The sequence below is a fragment of the Pseudomonas gessardii genome, assembly GCF_001983165.1.
GTDB classification, from domain to species: Bacteria; Pseudomonadota; Gammaproteobacteria; order Pseudomonadales; family Pseudomonadaceae; genus Aquipseudomonas; species Aquipseudomonas gessardii.
On record NZ_MNPU01000061.1, the window covers coordinates 1 to 24,458 of the forward strand.

The window sequence follows — 24,458 nt, forward strand, 5'->3', positions numbered from 1 at the left end:
CGCTCTCGGCGGGTTTGCTTGCGCTTGCCGGCGTACTCAAAGTCGGAAAAGCTCATCTGGCTCATGGGCGGCTCGGATCAGGTGTTGCGGGGATTCTCGCATAACTGAAGGCTTGTTCGGAGATTCCTTAGGATCGTCCGAGTTGATTCGAATGCCCAGGAATCCATACCAAAGCAGCAGATCTACCGCGCGACTCGCCTTCTGCTGATCAAGCCCAGACTTAAGGAGAGTATCCATCACCTGCTGCTCAGAAAGGTCGGCGGATGATGCGACGAAAGCGTAGAGAAGGCCTTCAGTCTCATCGGACACGTCCTGAAGCTCGTAGCCAATATCGCGCAGCAGATCCGCTGAATAGGCCGCGATGCCTTTCTCAATGTCGCTGCCTTCGATAATCTCGTGGTTGAGGTTGATGGCAAAGCTCTTGCAATGATTGATCAGATTCAAGAGAAAGCGTGGTCTCATCAAGGAACGCTCTATCAGAAACTGAGACGTTTCCTCGCCCTTGTAATGGCTTACAAAAAGCCGCAGCCAGGCCGACTTGAAGTCCAGGTCTTCTTCAAGACCGTTGGACACGATTCGCAAACGAACGAGCTCGCGTAACAAGTCAGAATCCGTCCAATCCAGCACCACACTGGCTTCCTTGCCGCGGTCAGACGTCTCCTTGACCAGCAGCTCGTAGACGTCGTTGCGTAGGAACACTACCGAGCGCACCTTGATGTTGTCGCTGCTGAACTGACGTTCAATTTTTCGCGTAGCGTCGATCAAAGCTCTGACCATAAGCAGGTCTTCATGCTTCAGTCCGGACGTTGGCCAGCCATTATCAATATTGTCGAAGAGAAGCCATAGCACCTGCTTGTTCTCAAGGTAACGTCCCAGCTTTTGTTTGAGTTGCTTTACGTCATGCTTGTACAGGAGTTCGGTCACTTCGAATGAGCTCAGATTGACGCTTTTGGTTGAACCGTACTTGGATTGGTATTCGGAGTAGATTTTCTCCATGAGCATCGACATGCGCTCAGAAAAATCGCCTTCTGAATCGTAATCTTCTCCCCGATACAGCTCGGCGAGCTCGCGATAGCCTTCATACAGCCTATGATCATGGATGTGACGCTGTTTGTCTTTTTCCAAAATCTTGTAGCAAATTTCCAGCAGTAGCACGTACTCCCAAAACGCCGTGATTGTGTGCTGGTAGGTGCCTTCGGAAAGAAACTGAAGGATGCGTTCTTTGAATTTGATGAGTTTGTAGCCGTCTGGCTTCAAATCCAAAACGATATTCTTGTTACGGTTTTTGTCGCGCTCGGCATCCCTGATTTGAAGAAAGATGGCTGATTTTCCAGAACCCTTACGACCGACGACCAAATGCGCCTCGCCACGCAACGATTTCAGAAACTGATCGGTCTCCAGATAATAACGTTCGAGATCCCGCATTTCGTTCTCGGCAGATGTCGCGCCGAGGTTGAGTTTTTTGATAAATGACCGCTCGGGTTTCGCGCCAGAAGCCTCAAGCTGCTGAAACGCTTGGGTCACATCGGACGCAAACACCTCAATGGCGCGGTTAACATCATTCGGATGGTAGGTAACCTGGACAAAGTCTCGATAATCCACTGGGACCGGCTCATCGCCTGACTGAAGAATGCACATCGCCTTGCCCATGCCATCGGCCAAACCAGCAATGAAGGCGGCTCGCATGTTGTGGATGGCCGCTCCTGTCGCCCCAGTAGATAGCAACGGAACCACAACTCCATAGGATTGTGCGACCTGATTGATCGCGTCATAGGCCGAAAGCCTGGGAGTTTCGTTTGGATCAAAGTTACGGAAGATGAAGCCGCCCTTTTTGATTCTCGAGATGATGCGGGTCGACCAGTCGGTTTTGTGCGGTGTATCCAACAAATAAACCGGTGCCTTGAGATTGAGCGCAGCAGACACGTCAATCGATTTCCAGGCTGACGCGTTGTTCAAGAAACCGCTCAGCTCAGGCGAGTTCTGGTATTCCTGAAACCCAAGGGTGTCAAAAATACCGACATCGGAAATTTTCAACCCCTGCGACTGGAGGCTTTTGTTTTTGACAAGCAGAACGCGCTTTGATTTACCAAGGGCGTAGCCAATTTCATACGTGACGTTGAAATTTAGCTCACTGATGTCAGCAACCAGGAAATCGGCTGCATCAATACTTGCCAGCACTTCGTCAGAGATGAAGTGACCGACGATGTCCAAGGCCCTCCAGGTAGACACAACCGTTTTCGTATTGGTTCTTGAGCTGGTAGCAACAGCACTCTCAATGGTTTGCCCTATCTCGGCAGGCGTTGACGCGTAAGCAAAAAAGCCAATGACGTCCTTCATATCCTTTCCCTGAAATAACAACCGGTTGTTCTCGTGTCTTCAGGATAACGACCACCATGCCGATGGTAAATGGCTATCAGTATGCCCATCACATGCTAGAGCTAGGATCAAGACCACTAGTTGGTGTCGAAGGCCCCCGGATCGTACACGTAGCCTGGCTTCCAGGCAGTCATAGGTTCAGCGACCACCTCTCTTGGGCTATAGATCTCGGCCGCTTGCTTTGCGTCTCCACGACAGAGATGAATCACATCTTTCGCCTGCTGCTTGGCTTTGCATTACGGCGGGATCTTCTCCCACAAGATTGCGCCCATGCTGGGCGCACCGAAAAAGGACCCGAAGTTCCTGATTTCAACTAACGCCCACGTTGCTGCTTATGCCAAAGCTGTCGCTAGCTCACAGCCCTTGAGATACCAAAGCTACCTAGATCTAGAATATCCGTGGGAGTAAATGTGGGAGTATTTTTTCAGACATGAAAAAGCCCAACCTGTGAAGATTGGGCTAAGTCATTGAAAAATATGGTCGGGACGGAGTGATTCGAACACTCGACCCCTAGCACCCCATGCTAGTGCGCTACCGGACTGCGCTACGCCCCGACTAGGCGTGAAACTGGGTTCGCTTCGTAACGAAGCGATCAAGAATATACCGCAAGCATTTGAAATGTGGAAGTATTTTAAAGGCTTGTTTCACTTTTTCAAAACCACCAGTACATCTTCCAGTTCCGAGATCATCTGGCGGATCAGTTGTTTGTATTGGGTGGTGTCGTCTTTGGCCTCATCACCGGACATACGCTGGCGTGCGCCGCTGATGGTGAACCCCTGGTCGTACAGCAACGCACGGATCTGTCGGATCATCAGCACATCCTGGCGCTGATAATACCGACGGTTCCCGGTGCGTTTGACGGGGTTGAGTTGAGGAAACTCCTGCTCCCAATAGCGCAGTACGTGCGGTTTTACCGCACACAGCTCGCTGACTTCACCAATGGTGAAGTAGCGTTTGCCTGGGATGACGGGTAGCTCGTCGTTATGACTTGGTTCCAGCATAAGCCTCAACTCGGGCCTTCAACTTCTGCCCTGGACGAAAGGTGACCACACGGCGAGCCGTGATCGGGATTTCTTCTCCCGTTTTTGGATTGCGGCCAGGCCGCTGGCGTTTGTCCCGCAGGTCAAAATTGCCGAAACCGGACAATTTGACCTGTTCGTTGTCTTCCAGAGCGTGCCTGATTTCTTCAAAAAACAGCTCGACCAATTCCTTGGCCTCACGCTTGTTCAGACCCAACTCTTCGTACAGACGTTCCGCCATCTCAGCTTTCGTCAAAGCCCCCATACGTCACTTCCTTAACGTGGCGTTCAACCTTTGTTCGAGCGAGGTGAGGATATTTTGCGTCGTGGTATTCACCTCATCGTCATTAAGAGTGCGCGATGGATGCTGCCAGGTCAAGCCAACTGCAAGGCTTTTTCTATGCGGATCAATGCCTTTACCCTGATAGACGTCAAATAGCCTGAGGTCCGTCAGCCATTCGCCTGCATTTTCTCGGATTACTTGCAGCACGGCGCTGGCCGCCACATCACGATCGGCCACCAGGGCCAGGTCACGACGCACTTCCGGGAAACGCGACAGTTCGCTGAACTTAGGCATCTTGCCCGCGGCAACTTCAGCCAATACCAGCTCGAAGACGAAGACCGGACGGTCAAGACCGAGGGTTTTCGACAATTCCGGGTGGATGGCACCGACGAAACCGACCAGCCGACCTTCACGCTCGATGCGCGCAGTCTGGCCTGGATGCAATGCCGGGTGACTGCCAGGAACAAACGCGAAAGCATCCAGCGCGCCAGCAAAGCCCAGCACCGCTTCCACGTCAGCCTTGACGTCGAAGAAGTCCACGGGATCGCGACCCTGTGCCCAGCCTTCCGGCAGGCGGCTGCCGCAGACGACGCCGGCCAGCATCGGCTCTTGCTTCAGGCCGTCCAGTTGCCCGACAAAGCGCAGGCCGCTTTCAAACATGCGCACGCGGTCCTGCTGACGGTTCAGGTTGTGGGAAAGTGCTTTCACCAGGCCTGGCCACAGGGACGAACGCATGGCCGCCATGTCGTTGGAGATCGGGTTGGCCAGCAACAGCGGCTCGACACCCGGGCTGAACAGTTCAAACTGCTTGGGATCGATGAAGCTGTAGGTCACCGCTTCCTGGTAACCGCGTGCGACCAGCAGGCGACGCAGCTCTGGCAGGTGCGCACGGGCTTCGGCCTTGGGTTGCGGGGCCAGGCGCGCTTGCGGGTAACGAACCGGCAGGCGGTTGTAGCCGTACAGGCGGGCCAGTTCTTCGATCAGGTCGACTTCAAGGCTGATATCGAAGCGATGGCTTGGCACTGCTACGCGCCACTGCCCTGCCCCATCAGCACTGATGCCCAGGCCAAGGCCAGTCAGCAGGCGGACGATTTGCGCTTCTTCAATCACCAGGCCGAGCATTTGCTCGACGCGCTGGGCGCGCAGCGTCACCGGCGCAATCGACGGCAGGTGCTGCTCGCTGACGGTCTCGGTGATCGGGCCGGCTTCACCGCCGGTGATTTCCAGCAGCAGGCCAGTGGCGCGCTCCATGGCTTCACGGGCCAGTTGCCAGTCCACGCCACGCTCGTAGCGGTGCGAGGCATCGGTGTGCAGGCCGTAGGAACGAGCCTTGCCCGCCACAGCGATCTGGTCGAAGAACGCACTTTCAAGGAATAGGTCGCGAGTGGTCGCCGAGACACCACTGTGCTCACCGCCCATCACACCGGCAATGGCCAGGGCCCGGGAGTGGTCAGCGATCACCAGGGTATCGCTGCGCAGGGTCACTTCCTGGCCATCGAGCAAGACCAGTTTTTCGCCTTCCTCGGCCATGCGCACGCGGATCCCGCCGTTGATCTCGGCCAGATCGAAAGCGTGCAGCGGTTGACCCAGCTCCAGCATCACGTAGTTGGTGATGTCGACGGCGGCATCGATGCTGCGCACATCGGCACGCCGCAGGCGCTCGACCATCCACAGCGGGGTTGGCCGGGACAGGTCGACATTGCGGATGACACGGCCCAGGTAGCGCGGGCACGCGTTTGGCGCCAGCACTTCGATGGAACGCACTTCGTCGTGGACTGCCGCAACGGCCGCAACCACCGGACGCGTGACAGGCACGTCGTACAGTGCGCCGACTTCACGGGCCAGGCCGGCCAGGGACAGGCAGTCGCCACGGTTCGGGGTCAAGTCGACTTCGATGCTGGCGTCTTCCAGGTCCAGGTAGACACGGATGTCCTGGCCCACGGGCGCGTCAGCCGGCAGTTCCATCAAACCATCATTACCTTCGCCAACCTGCAACTCCGCCTGGGAGCACAGCATGCCGTTGGACTCAACGCCACGCAGCTTGGCTTTCTTGATCTTGAAATCACCGGGCAGCTCGGCACCGATCATGGCGAACGGGATCTTCAGGCCCGGGCGCACGTTTGGCGCTCCGCACACTACCTGGAAGGTTTGCGCGCCATTGCTGACCTGGCAGACACGCAGTTTGTCGGCGTCGGGGTGCTGCTCGGTGCTCAGCACCTCGCCCACTACCACGCCACTGAAAACACCGGCGGCCGGCGTAACGCTATCGACCTCAAGACCGGCCATCGACAGACGAGCAACCAGCTCATCGCGATTTACCTGCGGGCTTACCCAGCCACGCAGCCATTGTTCACTGAATTTCATCCTGCTCTCCTAAAGGTTCGTTACGACTAGCGAAATTGCGCGAGGAACCGCAAGTCGTTGTCGAAGAACAGGCGCAAGTCGTTCACGCCGTAACGCAGCATGGCCAGACGCTCAACGCCCATGCCGAAGGCAAAGCCCGAGAACTCTTCCGGGTCGATCCCGGACATGCGCAGCACGTTGGGGTGAACCATGCCGCAACCCATGACTTCCAGCCAGCCGGTCTGTTTGCAGACACGGCAGCCTTTACCGCTGCACATCACGCATTCCATATCGACTTCGGCGGATGGCTCGGTGAACGGGAAGTAGGACGGACGGAAACGTACCGCCAGCTCTTTTTCAAAGAACACCCGCAGGAATTCTTCGATGGTGCCTTTGAGGTCGGCGAAATTGATGTCGCGATCCACCAGCAGGCCTTCGACCTGGTGGAACATCGGCGAGTGGGTGATATCGGAGTCGCTACGGTACACACGGCCTGGGCAGACGATGCGGATCGGCGGCTGCTGCGATTCCATGGTACGGACCTGTACCGGCGAGGTATGGGTGCGCAACAGCATGTTCGCATTGAAATAGAAGGTGTCGTGCATCGACCGGGCCGGGTGATGGCCTGGGATGTTGAGCGCCTCGAAGTTGTGATAGTCGTCTTCGACCTCAGGGCCTTCGGCAATGCCGTAGCCGATATGGGTGAAGAACTGCTCGATACGTTCCAGAGTCCGGGTAACCGGATGCAGGCCGCCTGAGGTCTGGCCGCGGCCAGGCAGGGTCACGTCAATGGACTCGGCGGCGAGCTTGGCCGCAAGATCGGCCTCCTCGAACAACGCCTTGCGCGCATTGAGAACCTCTGTGACACGCTCCTTGGCAACGTTGATCAGCGCGCCGACTTGCGGGCGCTCTTCTGCTGGCAGATTGCCCAGGGTCTTCATCACCTGAGTCAATTCACCTTTCTTGCCAAGGTAGTGAACCCGGATTTGCTCCAGGGCATTGATATCTTCAGCGCTTTGCACAGCCTCAAGAGCTTGAGCGACCAGCGCGTCCAGGTTTTCCATGTACAGACTCCAGATACAAAATAGGGGAAGAGCTTGAAGGCTCTTCCCCTATTTATGACGTTTACCACCTTGGGCTACAGGAGTAACCCAGGGTGACTGTCGGGGGTACTTAAGCCAAGGTGGCTTTAGCTTTCTCGACAATCGCAGCAAACACCGCTTTTTCGTTCACGGCCAGTTCAGCCAGAACCTTACGGTCGATTTCGATGGACGCTTTTTTCAGGCCAGCGATGAAACGGCTGTAGGACAGACCGTTAACACGTGCACCAGCATTGATACGAGCGATCCACAGAGCGCGGAACTGACGTTTTTTCTGACGACGGTCACGGTAGGCGTATTGGCCTGCCTTGATTACCGCTTGCTTGGCAACACGGAATACGCGTGAACGCGCGCCGTAGTAGCCTTTAGCGAGTTTCAGAATTTTTTTGTGACGCTTACGGGCAATGACGCCACGCTTTACACGAGCCATGAGTTACTTCCTCTATTCTTGATCCAAAATTAACGAAGGCGCAGCATGCGCTCGACTTTTGCCACGTCAGACGGATGCAGCAAGCTGCTACCGCGCAGTTGACGCTTACGCTTGGTCGACATTTTGGTCAGGATGTGGCTCTTGAAAGCGTGCTTGTGCTTGATACCGTTAGCAGTTTTCAGAAACCGCTTAGCAGCACCACTTTTAGTCTTCATCTTTGGCATGTTCGGATACTCCGCATTCAGTTGATAAACATAATCAGAAGGCCTGCCGTGCCCTATTGATTACTTCTTCTTTTTCGGGGCGATGACCATGATCAGCTGGCGTCCTTCCATCTTAGGATGCTGTTCGACGGAACCGTACTCCAGCAGGTCAGCTTCAACCCGCTTGAGGAGTTCCATACCCAGCTCCTGGTGGGCCATCTCACGGCCGCGGAATCGCAAGGATACCTTGGCCCTGTCCCCATCACTCAGGAAACGTACCAGGTTGCGCAGTTTTACCTGGTAATCCCCTTCCTCCGTCCCTGGACGAAACTTGATTTCTTTAACCTGGATCTGCTTCTGGTTTTTCTTGGCTGCGGCAATCTGCTTCTTCTTCTCGAAGATCGATTTGCCGTAATCCATCAGCTTGCAGACAGGCGGTACAGCATCGGCGGAAATTTCCACCAAATCGAGCTTGGCTTCTTCAGCCTTAAGAAGCGCGTCTTCAATTGACACAATCCCAAGCTGCTCACCCTCAGCCCCAATTAACCGAACCTCGCGTGCCGAGATATTCTCGTTGATCGGGGCTTTCGGTGCAGCTCGTTTATCTTGTCTCATTTCACGCTTAATAATAATTACTCCGAATCTGGGCGACCACGCCGGGAAACCGCTTGCGCGAGGAACTCAGCGAACTGGGCGACGGGCATCGAGCCCAGGTCAGCACCTTCGCGAGTACGCACAGCGACAGTCTGCATCTCGACTTCCCGATCTCCGATAACCAAAAGATAGGGAACCTTGAGCAAAGTATGCTCGCGGATTTTAAAGCCGATCTTTTCATTTCTCAAGTCGGACTTGGCACGAAATCCGCTTTCGTTGAGTGTTTTTTCAACTTCAGCGGCAAAATCGGCCTGTTTATCAGTGATATTCATGATCACTGCCTGGGTCGGAGCCAGCCACGCAGGGAACGCGCCCTCGTAGTGCTCGATCAGGATCCCGACGAACCGCTCGAACGAGCCGAGGATCGCCCGGTGCAACATAACCGGGTGTTTACGGCTGTTGTCTTCGGAGACGTATTCGGCTCCCAGACGGATCGGCAGGTTAAAATCGAGCTGCAAGGTACCACATTGCCAGACACGGCCAAGGCAATCTTTCAGCGAAAATTCGATTTTAGGACCGTAGAAGGCCCCCTCACCCGGTTGCAGATCGTACGCAAGGCCCGCGCTATCTAGCGCTGCGGCCAGTGCAGCTTCGGCGCGATCCCACAGCTCGTCGGAGCCAACGCGTTTTTCCGGACGAGTGGACAGCTTCATCTCGACCTCGGTAAAGCCGAAATCGCGATAGACGTCCATGGTCAGCTTGATGAACGCAGCGGATTCGGCCTGCATCTGCTCTTCGGTGCAGAAGATGTGGGCGTCGTCCTGGGTGAAGCCGCGCACACGCATAATGCCGTGCAGCGCACCCGATGGCTCGTTACGGTGGCAGGCACCGAACTCGGCCAGGCGCATCGGCAGCTCGCGGTAGCTTTTCAAGCCCTGATTGAACACTTGCACGTGGCACGGGCAGTTCATCGGCTTGATAGCGTAGTCGCGGCTTTCCGACTCGGTGGTGAACATATTGTCGGCGTAGTTGGCCCAGTGCCCGGATTTCTCCCACAGGCTGCGGTCAACCACCTGCGGCGTCTTGATCTCCAGGTAGCCGTTTTCACGTTGCACCTTGCGCATGTACTGCTCAAGCACCTGGTACAGGGTCCAGCCGTTCGGGTGCCAGAACACCATGCCCGGCGCTTCTTCCTGGAGGTGGAACAGGTTCAGGCGCTTGCCGATCTTGCGGTGGTCGCGCTTCTCGGCTTCTTCGATACGCTGGATGTAGGCCGCCAGCTGCTTCTTGTCAGCCCAGGCGGTACCGTAGACCCGTTGCAGTTGCTCGTTTTTCGCATCGCCGCGCCAGTAGGCGCCGGACAGCTTGGTCAGCTTGAACGACTTGAGGAAGCGCGTGTTCGGCACGTGCGGGCCACGGCACATGTCGACATATTCTTCGTGGTAATACAGGCCCATGGCCTGTTCGTCCGGCATGTCTTCCACCAGACGCAGCTTGTAGTCCTCGCCACGGGCGGTGAACACGTCGATCACTTCGGCGCGCGGCGTGACTTTCTTGATGACGTCGTAGTCTTTCTCGATCAGCGCATGCATGCGCGCTTCGATGGCCGCCATGTCGTCCGGCGTAAAAGGACGCTCGTAGGCGATATCGTAATAGAAGCCTTCGTCGATGACCGGGCCGATCACCATCTTCGCGGTGGGGTACAGCTGCTTGACCGCATGGCCAATCAGGTGTGCGCAAGAGTGGCGAATGATCTCCAGCCCCTCTTGATCCTTGGGCGTGATGATTTGCAAGGTGGCGTCGCTGGTGATCAGGTCGCTGGCGTCAACCAGCTTGCCGTCGACCTTGCCGGCCACGGTGGCCTTGGCCAGGCCTGCACCAATGGATGCGGCGACCTCGGCTACGGAAACCGGATGATCGAATGAACGTTGACTGCCGTCGGGAAGAGTAATAGTTGGCATGGCGCCTCCTCTCCTAGTGGTGACCCCTACCAAAGGTCACGTGGGTTGGGATGAGCCAGTACAAGATCCAACACCAGGCCGCTCATTGCTGAACGCCTGCCTTACAGCGGCAGGAGCCTTTCGGCCAACCGATAATCGAACCAGAGTGACTGGAGTTAAACAAAAGAGCCTGGCCAGAAAAAAGCCAGGTCGCTGATGCTAGCACAGATGAACGGTCAGGGTGCCGCCCCACGGCCGCGCAAAGGCAAACTCCAGGCTTTTACAGGCAAAAGTGAACTTGGGCTGTACGCCAGGCCTCAAACACACTGAAAATCGCCGTCCGTCATCTCGACTCAAGGAGCATCTAACCATGCGCAGCACCTCGATCTTCGCCCTTGCCGCTTCCCTGGCCCTGTTCTCGATTGGCGCACAAGCCGCCGCCCCCTCCAACTGGCCTGCCGGTGCCCGGGATGGCTTCGTCCAGGACTGCAGCGCCGCCGCCAGCCAGAACGTTGATGTCAAAACCGCCAAAGCCCATTGCGAATGCGGCGCGGACAAGATCAACGCGGAATTGAGCACTGCGGAAATCAAAGAACTGATGACCAACAAGAACGCCAGCCCGGAGCTTAAAAACAAAGCAGTGGCGGCTATTTCGTCCTGCAAAGTCGTGAAGAAAAAGTAAGCCAGACAGCCAATCAGACGGCCAATTGGCCCTGAAAACGGCCTGAAAATCGCCATTTCTCACAATTTACATTGCTTTTACGGCTTTTTTTACCAGTCGACATTTCACGCTAAAGCCCCGTAAACCGGGGCTTACAGCCAACCACGGCACTGCAGGCAACGCGATTGGTTAGCAAACAGTGCCTTGGGGGGGCTCCCAAGTCGAACATTTCGACTATGATACCCCGGTGTGCCCAGTTGGCCTGAGCAGCACAGCACTACTGAAAATATATGTTTCTTGGAGATACACCATGTCTAATCGCCAAACCGGCACCGTTAAATGGTTCAACGATGAAAAAGGCTTCGGCTTCATCACTCCTCAAGGTGGCGGTGACGACCTGTTCGTACACTTCAAAGCTATCGAAAGCGACGGTTTCAAAAGCCTGAAAGAAGGCCAAACCGTTTCCTTCGTGGCTGAGAAAGGCCAAAAGGGTATGCAAGCTGCACAGGTTCGCCCAGAGTAATTTCTGCGCCGATCTAAAAAACCCCGTCCATGTGACGGGGTTTTTTATGGCTCAGGCAAAAGCGTTGCGCTATCAACCGCAATTGATGCGGGTAATCACCAGGTTGTCATCGGTGTTGAGGTTCAAGCGATCAGAGCGGTATTCGAGGGTGACCATATCGTTGGGCTTGAGAATACGTGCATTCTGCGCGCCTGCGCGGGTACGGGCCTGTTCCAGCAGTTGTGGCGAGGCCTTCTGGCCGATTGCGAACTGCGCAGCCTTCGCTTCGCAGCGCGTATGAACAGGCTCAGCCACGGCCGTGTCTTTGGCTGGCTCAGAGGTACCCGAAGTGCTGCAACCCGCCAGGACAGCTGCTGCCAACAAAGTACCGAATGATGCGAGCTTCCAAGGCATGAAGCCTCCTTTGATAAAAAATGGACAGAGATCGTGCGACCGTGATTTGGCCAATTGGTTTCAGAATTGTCACAATTGGCCGTAGGCAAGTCTGCCTGACTCAACACCATGGCCCGATGAATCAATCGTCACCAGATATGAATAAGTGTCAGTAGATATCGATGTAGTCAAACGACGGCTTCGGCCAGTTCTGCTTCAGCGCATTGAAAATCTGCATCACCCATACCTCATCACTGGCCGCCACCTTGCCCACATAGCCCGACCCTGCCGCCCAGGTCTCCAGGCGAAACAGCAACCCATCAACCTGCATGCCTCCTACCACGCAGGAAGAAATATAGGCGATACCGGCCTTGGTAACCCGTAGCTGGGTGTGCTGATCGTCACTGGCACTGGCAATCATTTGGCGAACGGCTGCCAATGTGAGGTTCTTGGGGTTGGTCAAATCGATGTGCACGCGGCTTGTCCTGGCAGTTAAACAGAGCACCAGTGTCGCACAGCGCTCCCCTCATGCCTAAGTAGCCGTGCCAAACGCAGCGCAAAATGGTTAACTCTGCAGGCCAGTCCAGCCTATGCGAGCCGCGAGAACCCGATGACCATCGTTACCATCAATGCCGATATCAAGGCCAAGTGGCCCCAAGGGCAAAGTTCCTACAGCCCTGGCAGCCCGGAAGAGTTGGCAATCATCGGCATAGACCTGCTGGTCAAGGAGCTGGGCACCCAGGCCGCGCAAGCCTTTATCAGCCAGGTATTCGAGAAATACCCGGCCGAGCACATGGGGGTCGAAGACCCCCTGCGCGAATAGACGCCGGCCAGCGAGCGCCGACCGACAAGTGGCTTACTTCAGGCGCGCAAGGCGCTCGGTGAGCAGGTCGAAAAAGCCCTGGGCATTGCCGTTTTCCACCCAGAACACATTCTTGTCGTGCTTGAGGCCATCGTACCAATCGACGATGGTCTGGCCGAAGGTCGGGCCTTCACGGCTATCGACCACCATATTGGCCTGGCGCCCGGTAAACAGCTCAGGCTTGAGCAGGTAAGCGATCACAGTGGCATCGTGCACCGGGCCACCCGACATACCGTAGTGCTCCATATCGCCCTTGACGTATTCGTTGAGAATATCGCCGACCACTTTGCTGGCATTGTTCTTCAGGTCAGCGATTTTCTGCAGGCGCGCTTCGCTGGTGAGGATCTTGTGGGTCACATCCAGCGGCAGGTAGGTCAGCTTGACGCCACTTTTAAGCACGATTTCAGCCGCCACCGGATCAGCAAACAGGTTGAACTCGGCCACCGGCGTAATATTGCCGCCATTGAAGTGCGCGCCGCCCATGACCACCACTTCCTTGATGCCCTGGGTGATATGTGGCGCCTGGGTCAGCGCCAGCGCCAGGTTGGTCTGTGGGCCGAGCATGGCAATGGTGATGCTATGGGGCTTGGCGGTGCTCAAGGTCTTGATCAGGTAGTCGACCGCATTGCCTTCGGCCAGGCCTTTTTTCGGCTCGTGCACGGTGACACCGGAAATGCCTTCCTTGCCATGGATGTTCTCGGCATAGATCGGCGTGCGCAGCAACGGCTGCGGCGCGCCGGCATACACGGGGATCTCTTCGCGCCCTGCCCACTCACGGGCCAGGCGCGCATTACGCGAGGTCTTGTCCAGCCGCACGTTGCCGGCCACGGTGGTCAATGCCCGAATGTCCAGCTCCTGCGGCGACGCCATCGCAAACAGCAACGCCACTACGTCATCAGCGCCCGGATCGGTATCAATGATCAGGTCGATTTTTTCCGCCGCCTGGGCGCTTGCAGCAGTTAGCACGGACAAAAGCAGCACACTCCGAAACAGATGTCGCAAGGTTGGGGTTCTACGTTGCATGACGCACTCCTTGTCACTGTGGGAAAAACTAGAAAGTCACGCCAGACACCAGCGCGATATTGCAGTAGGGCTGGCACTCGCCAGTACGCACCACCGCGCGCGCCTTGTGGCTGAGCGATTTGAACGCTTCATGACTGAGCAGATGGCGCTCACCCAACTCGCCATCCAGCGCGTTGAGACCAGCCAGGGCCGGCGGCTGCCGGAGCAGGATTTCCTCGGCCAATACGTGGCTTTCAACCTGCATCTCGCTGAGCACCACGCGCAGGGTGCTGATGAAATCGGGGATGCCCTGGGTCAGCGCCAGATCGATCAATTCCACACCCGGCGGCACCGGCAGGCCGGCATCGCCGATCACCAGGATGTCGCCATGCCCCAGGGAGGCGATCAGTCGCGACAGGGCAATATTGAGCAGGGGCGTCTTTTTCATGGGTGAACAAAGCCTTGAACGTCGTGCAACGTAGGAATAGAGGGTTGCGCCCCGGCACGGGTGACCGACAGGGCCGCCGCAACCTGGCCAAAACGGATGGCCTCGGCCTCGCTCTGGCCGTTGGCCAGCGCTGCCGCAAAGCCGCCGACAAAAGTGTCGCCCGCCGCCGTGGTATCCACGGCCTGGACCTTGGGCGCCAGCAGATGCTCGAAACCCCGGCCATCGGCGAGCAGCGCGCCCTGCGAGCCAAGAGTCACGATCACCTTGCCCGCCCCGGCTTTTAGCAGATGAGTGGCCGCGACCCTCGCCGCGTCCAGGGAATCCACCGGTACGCCGCTCAAGGCCGACGCTTCGCTTTCGTTGGGGATCAGGTAATCGATGGCGGCGTACCAGTCTGCCGGCAATGGGCCGCTGGCCGGCGCCGGGTTGAGGATCACCGTCTTGCCCAATTCGCGACCGCGCTTGAGGGCATAGCCCACGGTGTCCATGGGCACTTCTAACTGGCAGACAATCACCCTGGCCGCCTGCAGCACCGCATCGAACGCCAGCAGCGAGGCAGGTGTCAGTTGGCCATTACTGCCAGCCACAATCACGATCGCATTCTGGCTGCTGTCATCGACCACAATCAGCGCGACGCCACTGGAGCCCTGCACCTCACTGACGGCCTGGCAGTCAATACCTTCAACCACCAACGCATCGCGCAACTGCGCGCCATAGGCATCGCTGCCCACGCAGCCGATCATTGCCACCTCAGCACCGAGACGCGCCGCCGCGACCGCCTGGTTGGCGCCCTTGCCGCCCGGGACAGTGGCAAACGACTGGCCGACCAGGGTCTCACCGGCACGGGGCAGCCGGCTGGCCCGGGTCACCAGGTCCATGTTCAGGCTGCCTACTACCACTACTGTTGCTGGCATACATCAATACTCATCAATTCGTTCAACGGTTGGAGGCAAACACAGCAGCCAATGGCGCCGTAGACTCACGCAAGACAATGCTCGGCGTGACAATGCGCTGGTCAACCGGCAATTGCGGGGTCGCAATCCGTCGTAATAACAACTCCGCCGCCATCTCCCCCAATTGCAGGATCGACTGGCCCACGGTGGTCAACGCCGGGTACACATAGCGGCTCATTTGAATGTCATCAAAACCAATCACCGACAGCTCGGCCGGCACCCGCAGGTTGCGCTCGGCCGCCGCCCGCAACACACCGAAACCAATCATGTCGTTGCCGGCGAAGATCGCACTGGGCGGGTTGTCCGCCAGCAACTGCACCGCCGCCCCATAGCCACCGGTGCTGGTGAAATCGCTTTCCAGCACACGGCTGGCGGGCACTGTGATCCCGGCCTCCAGCAGCGCCCGCTGGTAACCGGCCAAGCGCATCTGTGCCACACGCGTATGTGCGGGCCCGCCGATACAGGCGATATCCCGGTGCCCCAGCGCCAGCAAATGCCGGGTCGCCAGGTACGCGCCCTGCTCGTGATCGATGCGCACCAGGTCCACGTCAATGCCCTCCAGGCCACGGTCGACAATGACCATGGGCGTGCGCACCGCCTTGAGGCCCGTGGCCAGGCCGCTGTCATCGCCACCGACCGAGGTGACGATCAAGCCGTCGATGCGTTTTTCCAGTAATACTCGCAAATAGTTGCGCTGTTTCTCGGCGTTATCGTCGGAATTGCACAGGATCACGCAATAACCATTGCGCTCGCAGTAGTCCTCGATGCCCCTGGCCAGCTCCGCGAAATACGGGTTGAGGCTGTTGGGCACCAACAGGCCGATGGTCGCCGTGGTCTTGGCTTTCAGCGAGCGGGCGACTGCGCTGGGTACATAGTCCAACTGCTTGATCGCGGCTTCGACCTTGAGCCGCACCGGCTCGCTGACCGGGCGCGTCCTGTTCACCACATGGGAGACCGTGGTGTAGGAAATGCCCGCAAGCGCCGCCACATCCTTGATGGTTGCCATGGCTTAGCCCCGCCGGCTGGCGCGTTGACTGCGGTAGGTGTCGAGCACCACGGCAATCACGATAACGGCGCCGGTAATGATGCGTTTGGTCGGCTCGGTCGCGCCGATCTGCGCCAGGCCGGCCGCCAGTACGGAAATGATCAGCACCCCGAAGAACGTGCTGATCACCGAGCCACGCCCGCCCATCAGGCTGGTGCCACCAATCACCACGGCGGCAATCACCTGTAACTCCAGGCCGGAACCGGCATTCGGGTCGGCCGCTTCCAGGCGGGAAATCTGGAACAGCGCCGCCACCCCGGCCAACAACCCCATCAGGCTGAATACCAGGATCTTGTAGGGTTTTGGATTGATGCCTGCCAGGCGCACCGCCTCTTCATTGGTGCCGATGCCGATCAGGTAGCGGCCAAATACGGTACGCGTCAGCACCGCCTGGGCCACGATAATCACCAGCAGCGCAATGATGAACGAGGGCGAGATCCCAAAGGCCACCGGGTTGGACAGCCAGGCGAAGGAGTCGCCGATATAGGCGGTACGCGACCCCGTCATCTGGTAGGCCGCGCCACGGGCCATTTCCAGCACACCCAGGGACACAATGAACGATGGAATCCGCCAGGCCACGGTGATCGAGCCGGTAATGGTCCCGGCCAATGCCGCACAGCCCATGCCCAGCAATGCCGCCGGGATCACGCTCCAGCCCCAGCCCAGGATCGCCACGCTGACCGCAGACGCGGCCAGGGCCAAGACCGAGCCCACCGACAGGTCAATGCCGCCGATGATCAGGATGAACGTCATGCCCACCGCCAGCACCATCAGGTCGGGAATCTGGTTGGCGATGGTGCTGAAGGTGTCATAGGACCAAAAGTGACTGCTCAGGGCCGAGAACAGCGCAATCATGGCCATCAAGGCGCCTGCCAGGCCCAGGTAAGTGCCCAGGCCGTAGAAATTGCCGCCGGCTTTTGTAGTAGAAGTTGCTGATTTCATGGGGTTGTCCTGGGCGCGGCTTCATTGAGCAACGCGTCACGTTTCTGATAGCCGGCAAATGCGGCCGCAAGCAATTCGTCCTGGGTCCAGTCGGCACGCTCGAAGGTCTCGATCAAGCGCCCGGCAGACAGCACACCGATGCGGTCGCAGATCAGCATCAGCTCGCGCAGGTCGCTGGACACCACCACCAGCGCCTTGCCCTGGCGGGTCAAGTCGCCAAGCAGCGCATAGATATCAAACTTGGCGCCCACATCGATGCCACGGGTGGGCTCATCAAACAGCATCACCGCGCAATCGCGCTCCAGCCAGCGGCCGATCACCACTTTTTGCTGATTGCCGCCCGACAGCTCGGACACCAATTGCGCCGGGCTGGAGCTGCGAATACGCATGGCGTCGATCTGCCGCTTGGCCAGGGCCGTTTCGTCGCGCCCATTGACCAGGCCGGCGCTGGACACCTTGGCCATATTGCCCAGGGCCGTGTTGGCGCTGATCGATTGGCTGAGCAACAGGCCCTCGCCCTTGCGATCCTCGGTGATCAGGGCAATGCCATGGCCTACTGCATCCACCGGCGAACGAATGCTCACCACCCGCGCCGGCGAACCGAGGGCGACCGTGCCACTGTCGGCCAGGTCGGCGCCAAAGATCAGACGCAGCAATTCGGTGCGGCCGGCACCGATCAATCCCGAAATGCCGTAGATTTCACCGGCACGCACTTCAAAGGACACATCGCGAACCTTGTCCCCACGGGTCAGGCCCTTGACCGTCAAGGCCGGTGCGCCGATGGTGCGCGGGCCAAGGTCGATGTGCTCGCCCAACTCGCGGCCGACCATCAGCGTGACCAGTTGCTCACTGTTGTAATTGGCCATCGGCTCGACACACACCAACTGGCCATCACGCAGCACGGCAATGCGCTGGGCCACCCGCGCCAGCTCTTCCAGGCGATGGGAAATATAAATAATGGCCACGCCCCGGGCCTGCAGGCGAGTGATTTGCGCAAACAGCATCTCGACTTCACGGGCGGTGAGCATGGCCGTCGGCTCGTCGAGGATCAGCACATGGCAGTCACCGATCAGGTTGCGGGCAATCTCGACCATCTGTTGATGGCCAATGCCCAGGCTGCCGACCAACGTATCCGGGTCGATCGCATCCAGGCCCACTTGCGCCATGGCCTCGATCGCGGCCTTGCGCAATTGCTTGCGGCTGATCCAGCCACCGCGACTGGGCAGGTTGTCGAGGAACAGGTTTTCGGCCACGGTCAGGGTCGGCAGCAGGTTGAGCTCCTGCATGACCATGCGCACGCCCTGCTTTTCCGCCTGGGTCCGGCTGGCCGGGGTGTAATCCTGGCCATTGAACTGCATCTGCCCGGTGGTGGGCGTGACCAGGCCGCCGATGATCTTCGACAGGGTGCTTTTGCCCGCGCCATTCTCACCGGTCAGCGCCAACACTTCACCGCGATTAAGCGTCAGGGTGATGTCGGACAGCACTGGCTGGGCATAAGTCTTACCGATACCACGGACCGAGAGGACAGTGGCCGGTGCGGAAGATGACATAGGAAAATCTCCAGGCGCCCGCTCGACGGGAGCGGGCGCTGTAATGCGCAACCAGGGATTATTGCTTGAGGATGAGCTCTACCGGCGTTTCGATCACGCCGCCCACGGACTCGACCTTTTCACCCTTGACCAGCTTCAGCGCATTCTGGATGCCAAACACCGCTTGCTGTGCAGCGGCCTGGTCGGCCGTGGCCAGGACGCGACCGTCCTTGAGCATCGGCTTGATCGCGGCGATGTTGTCGTAGCCCACTACCTGCACCTTGCCCGCCTTGCCCGCGGCGCGCACCGCAGAAACGGCGCCCAGGGCCATATTGTCGTTACCGGCCAGCAGCGCCTTGAGGTCCGGGTATTCGCTCAACATGGCCGCCGCCACTTTGTTGCCCTGGTCGATTTCCCAATTACCGGACTGCACGGAAACAATCTTCATACCGGCCGCATCCATCGCATCCTTGAACCCGGCGGTGCGTTGCTGGGCGTTGGTGGTGGTTGGCACGCCTTCGATAATCCCAACCTTGTCGCCGCTCGCCAGTTGCTTGGCCAGGTACTCGCCGACCAGGCGCGCGCCCTTGCGGTTATCCGGGCCGACAAAGGGAACGTCGAGATTTTTGCTTTTCAGCACTTCAGGGTCGAGGCGGTTATCGATGTTGACCACCTTGATCCCTTCCTTGGAGGCTTTCCTCAGGACGTTGACCAGGGCTTTGGAGTCAGCGGGCGCGATGACGATCGCGTTGACTTTGGCGAGGATCATCTGGTTGACGATATCGATCTGGGCCGACGTATCGGTTTCGTTCTTGATCCCGTTGGTGATCATGTCGAAATCGGCGGCATGGGCTTTCTGATAGTCCTTGGCCCCGTCTTGCATGGTGACGAAAAACTCATTGGCCAGGGATTTCATCACCAGACCGACCTTGGGTTTGGCGGTGGCGTCATCAGCGAATGCAGAGGACAGAGGCAGGGCAGCGGATGCGGCAGCCAGTACAGCGACAGACAGCAGACGTCCAGCAAATGGCAGCTTCATGGGTTCACTCCGATCTTATGATTATTGTGAGCAACGCCTGCACCTTCACCTCACTCACGGAGTGCTCGTGAAACATCTCGCAAACGTTTGCGTTGAACAAACTATGCGAAGGCTGCCGAAATTTGTCAACGAAAGAAAAGTGCTTTTTCCTCGCAGGCTCTACCTCCTGCCTTACAACTCGCGCGCCTTCGTGGCTAAACATCCGGGCCGGGGGATCGTTCTCTAAAACGACAGGCCCGCTGGAACATTTCAGGAGAGTCACCCGGATTTTTCCAGGGTGATTTTCGGACAACCGAACGCCGGAGCCCTCCAGCGTTCGGAAATTCGGACACGCGTGGAAGGCAACAAATCAGCGAACGATAAAAAAATGATTTAAATCAATAAGTTAAAATCAAGCCCCAAACAAAATACGGCTGGTACAAATCCTGCTGCTAATCCGCACCTTGTGGCGCTCAGCGCAGCCCGGGGTGTTCTGGATGAACCTGCACACGCACTCATCAAAACTAGAGAGAAAAATAATGAAATCTGCACTCAAGAACTTTGTTCCGGGCGCTTTAGCCCTGCTGCTGCTCTTCCCGGTTGCCGCCCAGGCCAAGGAAGTTGAATCCAAGACCAAGCTGTCCAACGTAGTCGTGCTGGCCACTGGCGGCACCATTGCCGGCGCTGGCGCCAGTGCGGCCAACAGCGCCACCTACCAGGCGGCCAAGGTCGGTATCGAACAACTGATCGCCGGCATTCCCGAACTCAGCCAGATCGCCAACGTGCGTGGCGAGCAAGTGATGCAAATTGCTTCCGAGAGCATCACCAACGAGAACCTGCTGCAACTGGGCCGCCGTGTCGCGGAACTGGCCGACAGCAAGGACGTGGATGGCATCGTGATCACCCACGGCACCGACACCCTCGAAGAAACCGCCTACTTCCTCAACCTGGTGGAAAAGACCGACAAGCCAATCGTGGTCGTGGGCTCCATGCGCCCAGGCACGGCCATGTCGGCCGACGGCATGCTCAACCTGTACAACGCCGTGGCCGTTGCCGGTAGCAAAGACGCACGCGGCAAAGGCGTACTGGTGACCATGAACGACGAGATCCAATCGGGTCGCGACGTCAGCAAGATGATCAACATCAAGACCGAAGCGTTCAAAAGCGCCTGGGGCCCACTGGGCATGGTCGTAGAAGGCAAATCCTACTGGTTCCGCCAGCCGGCCAAGCGTCACACCATGAACTCGGAGTTCGATATCAAGAACATCAAGAGCCTGCCGGACGTTGAAATTGCCTACGGCTATGGCAACGTCAGCGACACCGCCTACAAAGCCCTGGCCCAGGCTGGCGCCAAAGCCATCATCCATGCCGGCACCGGCAATGGCTCGGTACCGGCCAAGGTAGTGCCTGCCCTGCAGGAACTGCGTAAGGAAGGCGTACAGATCATTCGTTCTTCCCACGTCAATGCCGGCGGTTTCGTTCTGCGCAATGCCGAACAGCCTGACGACAAATACGACTGGGTCGTGGCTCATGACCTGAACCCGCAAAAAGCCCGCATCCTGGCCATGGTCGCCCTGACCAAGACCCAGGACAGCAAAGAACTGCAACGCATGTTCTGGGAATACTGAGTCACTGATATAACCCTTGCCGGCGATGGTGGTCCCAGGGATGCCATCGCCAGCAAATCAGTGCCTACAAAATAACCTCGCCATACACCAATCCGCACAAACCGTTGTCACACGGACCTCTTGAATTTTAAGCAGTTGCGAATTTCCTCACAGTTAAATACTGTATGTTCGTACAGCTAATTAAGGATTCCTTCGTGGCCAAGCCCTCCTCCGCAGCACCGACACCTCCCGACGCCTACCAACGCCTGGCAATCCGGGTGCAAAAAATCATCAATTCCACCAACGCCCAAAAAGCCAAGGCTGCGTTGATTTTTCGCCTGCCGGAGGAACCGGAGGACGAGTGGGCACGACTACTGGAGGAAATCGCAGAAAACGACAACGTCACCCTCGCCTATCGCGATGATGGTGGCGTGCAGATTTTCTGGGTCGTACCGAAGGAAGATTGAGTCAATGAGTGTCCGTTTTATTGCCCTGCTCTGTGTCTTTTTTACCACCGCCGCCCACGCCCAAGCCCCACGCACCTTTAGCGAAGCCAAGAAAATCGCCTGGAAACTTTACGCCCCGCAATCCACAGAGTTCTATTGCGGCTGCAAATACACGGGGAACCGGGTAGACCTGAAAGCCTGCGGCTACATCCCGCGCAAGAATGCCAACCGGGCGGCGCGCATCGAGTGGGAACACATTGTCCCGGCGTGGCAGATCGGCCATCAGCGCCAATGCTGGCAAGACGGCGGCCGCAAGAACTGCACGCGTACCGACACCGTCTTCAAGCGCGCCGAAGCCGACCTGCACAACCTGGTGCCGAGCATCGGCGAGGTCAATGGCGATCGCAACAACTTCAGTTTTGGCTGGTTGCCGGTGCAGAGCGGGCAATATGGTTCATGCCTGACCCAGGTGGACTTCAAGGCCAAGAAGGTCATGCCCAGGCCATCCATCCGCGGCATGATTGCCCGGACATACTTTTATATGAGTAAACAATACGGCCTGCGCCTGTCGAAACAGGACCGCCAACTGTATGAAGCCTGGAACCGCACCTATCCCGTGCAGCCTTGGGAACGCCAGCGCAACCAGACCGTGGCCTGCGTGATGGGGCGTGGCAATGAGTTCGTCGGCCCGGTGAACCTGAAGGCCTGCGGATAAACGCGAGCGGGGTCCGCCGACCCCGCCAGCCACCGTATTACGGACGAGCCTTGTGCTCGATCACCAGCGACTCGGCGTCGGTCTTCTTCTTTTTCACCAGCCGTTCCTGCAATTGGGTCTGTTTTGCCTCTGCCTCGGCCTTGCTGGCGAATGGCCCCAACAGCACCAGGTCCTTGCCGTCTTCCTTGGCCAGGTAGAACGGGAAGCCGTTTTCCAGCAACCAGGCGGTCAGGTCGGTCAGTGCCTGCAATTTGTTGTCGGGCGAGCGCACCAGGATATCCCACTGCACAGCGGCAACCGCAGGCGCCTGGGCCTTGGCAGCCTCAGCCTTGTCTCGGGGGGTGTCGAGGTTGGGCCCGTCACCGCATCCGGCCAACGCCAATACCACAATTGCCATCGCTACTTTACGCACTGCCCTGCCCCTTTAACGATCAAAGAGGCAACTTTATCATTCACTGTCTATTCTGGCCGTCATAAACGTTGGCTTAAACATTGCGAAGGATGTTTCCCAGACCTGTATGATGGCGCCATGGGAATTAATGCCGCCTCCATGCGTCCTAAAAGAGGCAGCCACAGGGAAGCGCTTCACAGTAAGCTACACATAACCGACATCCGCCCTGTTAGAAACATGCGTCCTTCAAAGCAATCAAGGAGAAGTCCATGCTGATACTCACCCGCAAAGTCGGTGAAAGCATAAATATCGGTGATGACATTACGATCACCATTCTGGGCGTTAGCGGCCAGCAAGTAAGAATCGGCATCAATGCTCCCAAGGATGTTGCCGTGCATCGCGAAGAGATTTACCAGCGCATCCAGGCTGGCCTGACTGCACCGGACAAACGCGAAACACCTTGAAGCCTCCTCAGTAGCCAGCCTGCTCGTCCCCTGTAACGGCTGGCGAAAGCCCCCTTGGCCTGTCTACGGTATTCCGTGATCAGCGCAGCATTCGCGCCAGGCCCGGCCGCCGGTGGTCAGCACACAGGTTCAGCCACGGAACTTGCTGGACATTTGGCAGACAAATCTCTCCAAGAAAGTATCAAAACCTTACAGTGCCTTTGGAGCGCGTTGATGAGGCGATCCCGCAAAGAGCCTTATACCTTCAAGTCCTGGATAATTGCCCTGCTGATTGCCCTGGCCTTCGTGACGCTCGGATATAGCCTCAGGTTTTACATGGAAGGCAGTACCACCGTGCAGGACGCCGAATCGTGGCCTGACCTGGCGCTGTTTCTCTATGGCTATCTGTTCTGCTTCTGCCTCAAGCCCATTCAGGCGGCCATCCAGCGAAAGCTCAATCGCCGTGCGTTTAGGCATGCTCGCCAGACCCCCCCCTCTTGAAACAGCATTTGGATCCTGTCTTTAAAAGATAAGGCACTCTGGATCGACCCCGGCCTTGTTCAAGGCCTTAGCACACCTGACCGCCGCTTTCTGAGATATCACGCGGCGTATTCCAGGCAGCCAGGAGCGCAACCCTCAAGCCTGCAACTGTCGTCGCCAACGCCATCGACGGCTGATGCGCCCCCCCTTGCCCTGGCAGGAAAGGCACATGGATAAACCCACTGCGCACGCCCGACCCAGCCAGGGCATGCTGCAAGTGGTAGAACACCTGGTTGCACACAAAGGTGCCCGCCGTTTGCGACACCGAAGCCGCGACCCCTGCCTCGCGCACCGCCTTGACCATGGCCTTGACCGGCAAGGTGCTGAAGTAGGCCGCCGGACCTTCAGGGATCACCGCCGTATCGATGGGCTGCACACCGAGGTTGTCGGGGATCCGCGCATCGATGAGATTGATTGCAACCCGCTCGATGGAAATGTCACTACGCCCGGGCCCCAGCCCCGTGGCGATCACCAGTTGCGGCTGATGCTCAGCCAGCAACTGGTCCAAACAGACGCCGGCGGTGGCAAAGGCACAGGGCAACTGGCGGGCGACGATCGTCACCCCCTCTTGCAATTGCACCCCGTCCAGCAGGCGCACGGCCTCCCAGGATGGGTTGATCGGGTCTTGATCGAATGGCTCGAACCCCGTCAGCAACACAGTCCCCATCACCAC

28 protein-coding genes and 1 tRNA gene are annotated in these 24,458 nt (G+C 57.9%); 8 read left to right on the forward strand and 21 right to left on the reverse strand.

Annotation, left to right across the window (positions count from 1 at the left end; translation table 11 throughout):
• Window positions 1-36 precede the first annotated feature (36 nt).
• From BLL38_RS26660 to thrS, 10 genes are all read right to left on the reverse strand, one after another.
• On the reverse strand, window positions 37-2,337 hold the full coding sequence (locus BLL38_RS26660) for a nucleoside 2-deoxyribosyltransferase (RefSeq protein WP_242627641.1): 2,301 nt from the start codon (window positions 2,335-2,337) through the stop codon (window positions 37-39).
• A 516-nt stretch (window positions 2,338-2,853) separates the two neighbouring features.
• Window positions 2,854-2,930 (reverse strand) — tRNA-Pro (locus tag BLL38_RS26665).
• Window positions 2,931-3,020: 90 nt separating this feature from the next.
• Entirely contained in the window at window positions 3,021-3,377 is a 357-nt protein-coding gene (locus BLL38_RS26670; RefSeq protein WP_003174972.1) for a MerR family transcriptional regulator, read from the reverse strand.
• Complete coding sequence (ihfA, locus tag BLL38_RS26675; RefSeq protein ID WP_002553164.1) at window positions 3,358-3,660, reverse strand: integration host factor subunit alpha; 303 nt, start codon at window positions 3,658-3,660, stop codon at window positions 3,358-3,360. Before ihfA ends, BLL38_RS26670 begins: the two co-directional genes overlap by 20 nt.
• 3 nt (window positions 3,661-3,663) lie before the next feature.
• Complete coding sequence (gene pheT / locus BLL38_RS26680; RefSeq protein ID WP_076964962.1) at window positions 3,664-6,042, reverse strand: phenylalanine--tRNA ligase subunit beta; 2,379 nt, start codon at window positions 6,040-6,042, stop codon at window positions 3,664-3,666.
• Window positions 6,043-6,068: 26 nt separating this feature from the next.
• Complete coding sequence (gene pheS / locus BLL38_RS26685) at window positions 6,069-7,085, reverse strand: phenylalanine--tRNA ligase subunit alpha (RefSeq protein WP_003203624.1); 1,017 nt, start codon at window positions 7,083-7,085, stop codon at window positions 6,069-6,071.
• 109 nt (window positions 7,086-7,194) lie between these two features.
• The gene (gene rplT / locus BLL38_RS26690; RefSeq protein ID WP_003174975.1) at window positions 7,195-7,551 is read right to left on the reverse strand and encodes a 50S ribosomal protein L20; all 357 of its coding nucleotides are present in this window, start codon (window positions 7,549-7,551) and stop codon (window positions 7,195-7,197) included.
• Between the two features lie 29 nt (window positions 7,552-7,580).
• Window positions 7,581-7,775 carry a 50S ribosomal protein L35 gene (gene rpmI / locus BLL38_RS26695; protein WP_002553160.1) on the reverse strand — a complete coding sequence of 65 codons (195 nt, stop codon included), beginning with the start codon at window positions 7,773-7,775 and terminating at the stop codon, window positions 7,581-7,583.
• Window positions 7,776-7,835: 60 nt separating this feature from the next.
• Window positions 7,836-8,387 carry a translation initiation factor IF-3 gene (infC, locus tag BLL38_RS26700; RefSeq protein ID WP_169851780.1) on the reverse strand — a complete coding sequence of 184 codons (552 nt, stop codon included), beginning with the start codon at window positions 8,385-8,387 and terminating at the stop codon, window positions 7,836-7,838.
• Complete coding sequence (thrS, locus tag BLL38_RS26705; protein WP_076964963.1) at window positions 8,387-10,309, reverse strand: threonine--tRNA ligase; 1,923 nt, start codon at window positions 10,307-10,309, stop codon at window positions 8,387-8,389. The genes infC and thrS overlap by 1 nt, the downstream gene beginning before the upstream one ends.
• A gap of 349 nt (window positions 10,310-10,658) precedes the next feature.
• On the opposite strand from thrS, the gene BLL38_RS26710 reads away from it, so the two are divergent.
• Window positions 10,659-10,970 (forward strand): hypothetical protein, encoded by a 312-nt coding sequence (locus BLL38_RS26710; protein ID WP_076964964.1) that lies wholly within the window; start codon window positions 10,659-10,661, stop codon window positions 10,968-10,970.
• Window positions 10,971-11,259: 289 nt separating this feature from the next.
• Window positions 11,260-11,472 carry a cold-shock protein gene (locus BLL38_RS26715; RefSeq protein WP_003179963.1) on the forward strand — a complete coding sequence of 71 codons (213 nt, stop codon included), beginning with the start codon at window positions 11,260-11,262 and terminating at the stop codon, window positions 11,470-11,472.
• Window positions 11,473-11,544: 72 nt separating this feature from the next.
• On the opposite strand, the gene BLL38_RS26720 is transcribed toward BLL38_RS26715, so the two are convergent.
• Window positions 11,545-11,865, reverse strand: coding sequence for an I78 family peptidase inhibitor (locus BLL38_RS26720; protein ID WP_076964965.1), 321 nt, complete (start codon window positions 11,863-11,865; stop codon window positions 11,545-11,547).
• Between the two features lie 148 nt (window positions 11,866-12,013).
• Window positions 12,014-12,319, reverse strand: a complete 306-nt coding sequence (locus BLL38_RS26725) for a hypothetical protein (protein WP_076964966.1) — start codon at window positions 12,317-12,319, stop codon at window positions 12,014-12,016.
• 135 nt (window positions 12,320-12,454) lie between these two features.
• On the opposite strand from BLL38_RS26725, the gene BLL38_RS26730 reads away from it, so the two are divergent.
• On the forward strand, window positions 12,455-12,667 hold the full coding sequence (locus tag BLL38_RS26730; RefSeq protein WP_076964967.1) for a hypothetical protein: 213 nt from the start codon (window positions 12,455-12,457) through the stop codon (window positions 12,665-12,667).
• A 33-nt stretch (window positions 12,668-12,700) separates the two neighbouring features.
• Here the strand turns inward: BLL38_RS26730 and BLL38_RS26735 are convergent, their stop codons facing one another.
• The 7 genes from BLL38_RS26735 to BLL38_RS26765 are packed head-to-tail and all read right to left on the reverse strand — an operon-like array spanning window position 12,701 to window position 19,664.
• Window positions 12,701-13,729, reverse strand: coding sequence for a nucleoside hydrolase (locus tag BLL38_RS26735; RefSeq protein ID WP_076964968.1), 1,029 nt, complete (start codon window positions 13,727-13,729; stop codon window positions 12,701-12,703).
• Between the two features lie 28 nt (window positions 13,730-13,757).
• Window positions 13,758-14,156 carry a D-ribose pyranase gene (rbsD, locus tag BLL38_RS26740; RefSeq protein WP_076964969.1) on the reverse strand — a complete coding sequence of 133 codons (399 nt, stop codon included), beginning with the start codon at window positions 14,154-14,156 and terminating at the stop codon, window positions 13,758-13,760.
• On the reverse strand, window positions 14,153-15,070 hold the full coding sequence (gene rbsK / locus BLL38_RS26745) for a ribokinase (protein ID WP_076964970.1): 918 nt from the start codon (window positions 15,068-15,070) through the stop codon (window positions 14,153-14,155). The genes rbsD and rbsK overlap by 4 nt, the downstream gene beginning before the upstream one ends.
• Before the next feature lie 22 nt (window positions 15,071-15,092).
• Window positions 15,093-16,115, reverse strand: coding sequence for a LacI family DNA-binding transcriptional regulator (locus BLL38_RS26750; protein WP_076964971.1), 1,023 nt, complete (start codon window positions 16,113-16,115; stop codon window positions 15,093-15,095).
• Between the two features lie 3 nt (window positions 16,116-16,118).
• Window positions 16,119-17,096: an ABC transporter permease gene (locus BLL38_RS26755; RefSeq protein ID WP_076964972.1), complete on the reverse strand. Its 978-nt coding sequence runs from the start codon at window positions 17,094-17,096 to the stop codon at window positions 16,119-16,121.
• Window positions 17,093-18,646, reverse strand: coding sequence for a sugar ABC transporter ATP-binding protein (locus BLL38_RS26760; protein ID WP_076964973.1), 1,554 nt, complete (start codon window positions 18,644-18,646; stop codon window positions 17,093-17,095). Before BLL38_RS26760 ends, BLL38_RS26755 begins: the two co-directional genes overlap by 4 nt.
• Before the next feature lie 58 nt (window positions 18,647-18,704).
• Window positions 18,705-19,664 (reverse strand): sugar ABC transporter substrate-binding protein, encoded by a 960-nt coding sequence (locus BLL38_RS26765; RefSeq protein WP_076964974.1) that lies wholly within the window; start codon window positions 19,662-19,664, stop codon window positions 18,705-18,707.
• A gap of 518 nt (window positions 19,665-20,182) precedes the next feature.
• Here BLL38_RS26765 and BLL38_RS26775 point away from each other — a divergent pair.
• The 3 genes from BLL38_RS26775 (at window position 20,183) to BLL38_RS26785 (ending at window position 22,411) form a co-directional block, all read left to right on the forward strand.
• Window positions 20,183-21,271 carry an asparaginase gene (locus BLL38_RS26775; protein ID WP_057438625.1) on the forward strand — a complete coding sequence of 363 codons (1,089 nt, stop codon included), beginning with the start codon at window positions 20,183-20,185 and terminating at the stop codon, window positions 21,269-21,271.
• Between the two features lie 194 nt (window positions 21,272-21,465).
• On the forward strand, window positions 21,466-21,717 hold the full coding sequence (locus tag BLL38_RS26780) for a DUF1654 domain-containing protein (RefSeq protein ID WP_083743126.1): 252 nt from the start codon (window positions 21,466-21,468) through the stop codon (window positions 21,715-21,717).
• A gap of 4 nt (window positions 21,718-21,721) precedes the next feature.
• A complete protein-coding gene (locus tag BLL38_RS26785; RefSeq protein ID WP_076964977.1) occupies window positions 21,722-22,411 on the forward strand; it encodes an endonuclease in 690 nt (229 codons plus the stop codon).
• 37 nt (window positions 22,412-22,448) lie between these two features.
• Here the strand turns inward: BLL38_RS26785 and BLL38_RS26790 are convergent, their stop codons facing one another.
• Entirely contained in the window at window positions 22,449-22,823 is a 375-nt protein-coding gene (locus BLL38_RS26790; protein WP_076964978.1) for an SPOR domain-containing protein, read from the reverse strand.
• Window positions 22,824-23,071: 248 nt separating this feature from the next.
• Here BLL38_RS26790 and csrA point away from each other — a divergent pair, with 248 nt between their 5' ends.
• A complete protein-coding gene (csrA, locus tag BLL38_RS26795; protein WP_007920550.1) occupies window positions 23,072-23,266 on the forward strand; it encodes a carbon storage regulator CsrA in 195 nt (64 codons plus the stop codon).
• 213 nt (window positions 23,267-23,479) lie between these two features.
• Entirely contained in the window at window positions 23,480-23,746 is a 267-nt protein-coding gene (locus BLL38_RS26800; RefSeq protein ID WP_076964979.1) for a hypothetical protein, read from the forward strand.
• Window positions 23,747-23,813: 67 nt separating this feature from the next.
• On the opposite strand, the gene pcp is transcribed toward BLL38_RS26800, so the two are convergent.
• Window positions 23,814-24,452 carry a pyroglutamyl-peptidase I gene (gene pcp, locus BLL38_RS26805; protein WP_076964987.1) on the reverse strand — a complete coding sequence of 213 codons (639 nt, stop codon included), beginning with the start codon at window positions 24,450-24,452 and terminating at the stop codon, window positions 23,814-23,816.
• Window positions 24,453-24,458 lie beyond the last annotated feature (6 nt).

What these genes read in the sequence shown, in the direction of transcription:
- BLL38_RS26660 (WP_242627641.1), bottom strand. Translation starts at nt 2,337, where the DNA reads ATGAAGGACGTCATTGGCTTTTTTGCTTACGCGTCAACGCCTGCCGAG.
- BLL38_RS26670 (WP_003174972.1), bottom strand. Translation starts at nt 3,377, where the DNA reads ATGCTGGAACCAAGTCATAACGACGAGCTACCCGTCATCCCAGGCAAA.
- ihfA (WP_002553164.1), bottom strand. Translation starts at nt 3,660, where the DNA reads ATGGGGGCTTTGACGAAAGCTGAGATGGCGGAACGTCTGTACGAAGAG.
- pheT (WP_076964962.1), bottom strand. Translation starts at nt 6,042, where the DNA reads ATGAAATTCAGTGAACAATGGCTGCGTGGCTGGGTAAGCCCGCAGGTA.
- pheS (WP_003203624.1), bottom strand. Translation starts at nt 7,085, where the DNA reads ATGGAAAACCTGGACGCGCTGGTCGCTCAAGCTCTTGAGGCTGTGCAA.
- rplT (WP_003174975.1), bottom strand. Translation starts at nt 7,551, where the DNA reads ATGGCTCGTGTAAAGCGTGGCGTCATTGCCCGTAAGCGTCACAAAAAA.
- rpmI (WP_002553160.1), bottom strand. Translation starts at nt 7,775, where the DNA reads ATGCCAAAGATGAAGACTAAAAGTGGTGCTGCTAAGCGGTTTCTGAAA.
- thrS (WP_076964963.1), bottom strand. Translation starts at nt 10,309, where the DNA reads ATGCCAACTATTACTCTTCCCGACGGCAGTCAACGTTCATTCGATCAT.
- BLL38_RS26710 (WP_076964964.1), top strand. Translation starts at nt 10,659, where the DNA reads ATGCGCAGCACCTCGATCTTCGCCCTTGCCGCTTCCCTGGCCCTGTTC.
- BLL38_RS26715 (WP_003179963.1), top strand. Translation starts at nt 11,260, where the DNA reads ATGTCTAATCGCCAAACCGGCACCGTTAAATGGTTCAACGATGAAAAA.
- BLL38_RS26720 (WP_076964965.1), bottom strand. Translation starts at nt 11,865, where the DNA reads ATGCCTTGGAAGCTCGCATCATTCGGTACTTTGTTGGCAGCAGCTGTC.
- BLL38_RS26730 (WP_076964967.1), top strand. Translation starts at nt 12,455, where the DNA reads ATGACCATCGTTACCATCAATGCCGATATCAAGGCCAAGTGGCCCCAA.
- BLL38_RS26735 (WP_076964968.1), bottom strand. Translation starts at nt 13,729, where the DNA reads ATGCAACGTAGAACCCCAACCTTGCGACATCTGTTTCGGAGTGTGCTG.
- rbsD (WP_076964969.1), bottom strand. Translation starts at nt 14,156, where the DNA reads ATGAAAAAGACGCCCCTGCTCAATATTGCCCTGTCGCGACTGATCGCC.
- rbsK (WP_076964970.1), bottom strand. Translation starts at nt 15,070, where the DNA reads ATGCCAGCAACAGTAGTGGTAGTAGGCAGCCTGAACATGGACCTGGTG.
- BLL38_RS26750 (WP_076964971.1), bottom strand. Translation starts at nt 16,115, where the DNA reads ATGGCAACCATCAAGGATGTGGCGGCGCTTGCGGGCATTTCCTACACC.
- BLL38_RS26755 (WP_076964972.1), bottom strand. Translation starts at nt 17,096, where the DNA reads ATGAAATCAGCAACTTCTACTACAAAAGCCGGCGGCAATTTCTACGGC.
- BLL38_RS26760 (WP_076964973.1), bottom strand. Translation starts at nt 18,646, where the DNA reads ATGTCATCTTCCGCACCGGCCACTGTCCTCTCGGTCCGTGGTATCGGT.
- BLL38_RS26765 (WP_076964974.1), bottom strand. Translation starts at nt 19,664, where the DNA reads ATGAAGCTGCCATTTGCTGGACGTCTGCTGTCTGTCGCTGTACTGGCT.
- BLL38_RS26775 (WP_057438625.1), top strand. Translation starts at nt 20,183, where the DNA reads ATGAAATCTGCACTCAAGAACTTTGTTCCGGGCGCTTTAGCCCTGCTG.
- BLL38_RS26785 (WP_076964977.1), top strand. Translation starts at nt 21,722, where the DNA reads ATGAGTGTCCGTTTTATTGCCCTGCTCTGTGTCTTTTTTACCACCGCC.
- csrA (WP_007920550.1), top strand. Translation starts at nt 23,072, where the DNA reads ATGCTGATACTCACCCGCAAAGTCGGTGAAAGCATAAATATCGGTGAT.
- BLL38_RS26800 (WP_076964979.1), top strand. Translation starts at nt 23,480, where the DNA reads ATGAGGCGATCCCGCAAAGAGCCTTATACCTTCAAGTCCTGGATAATT.
- pcp (WP_076964987.1), bottom strand. Translation starts at nt 24,452, where the DNA reads ATGGGGACTGTGTTGCTGACGGGGTTCGAGCCATTCGATCAAGACCCG.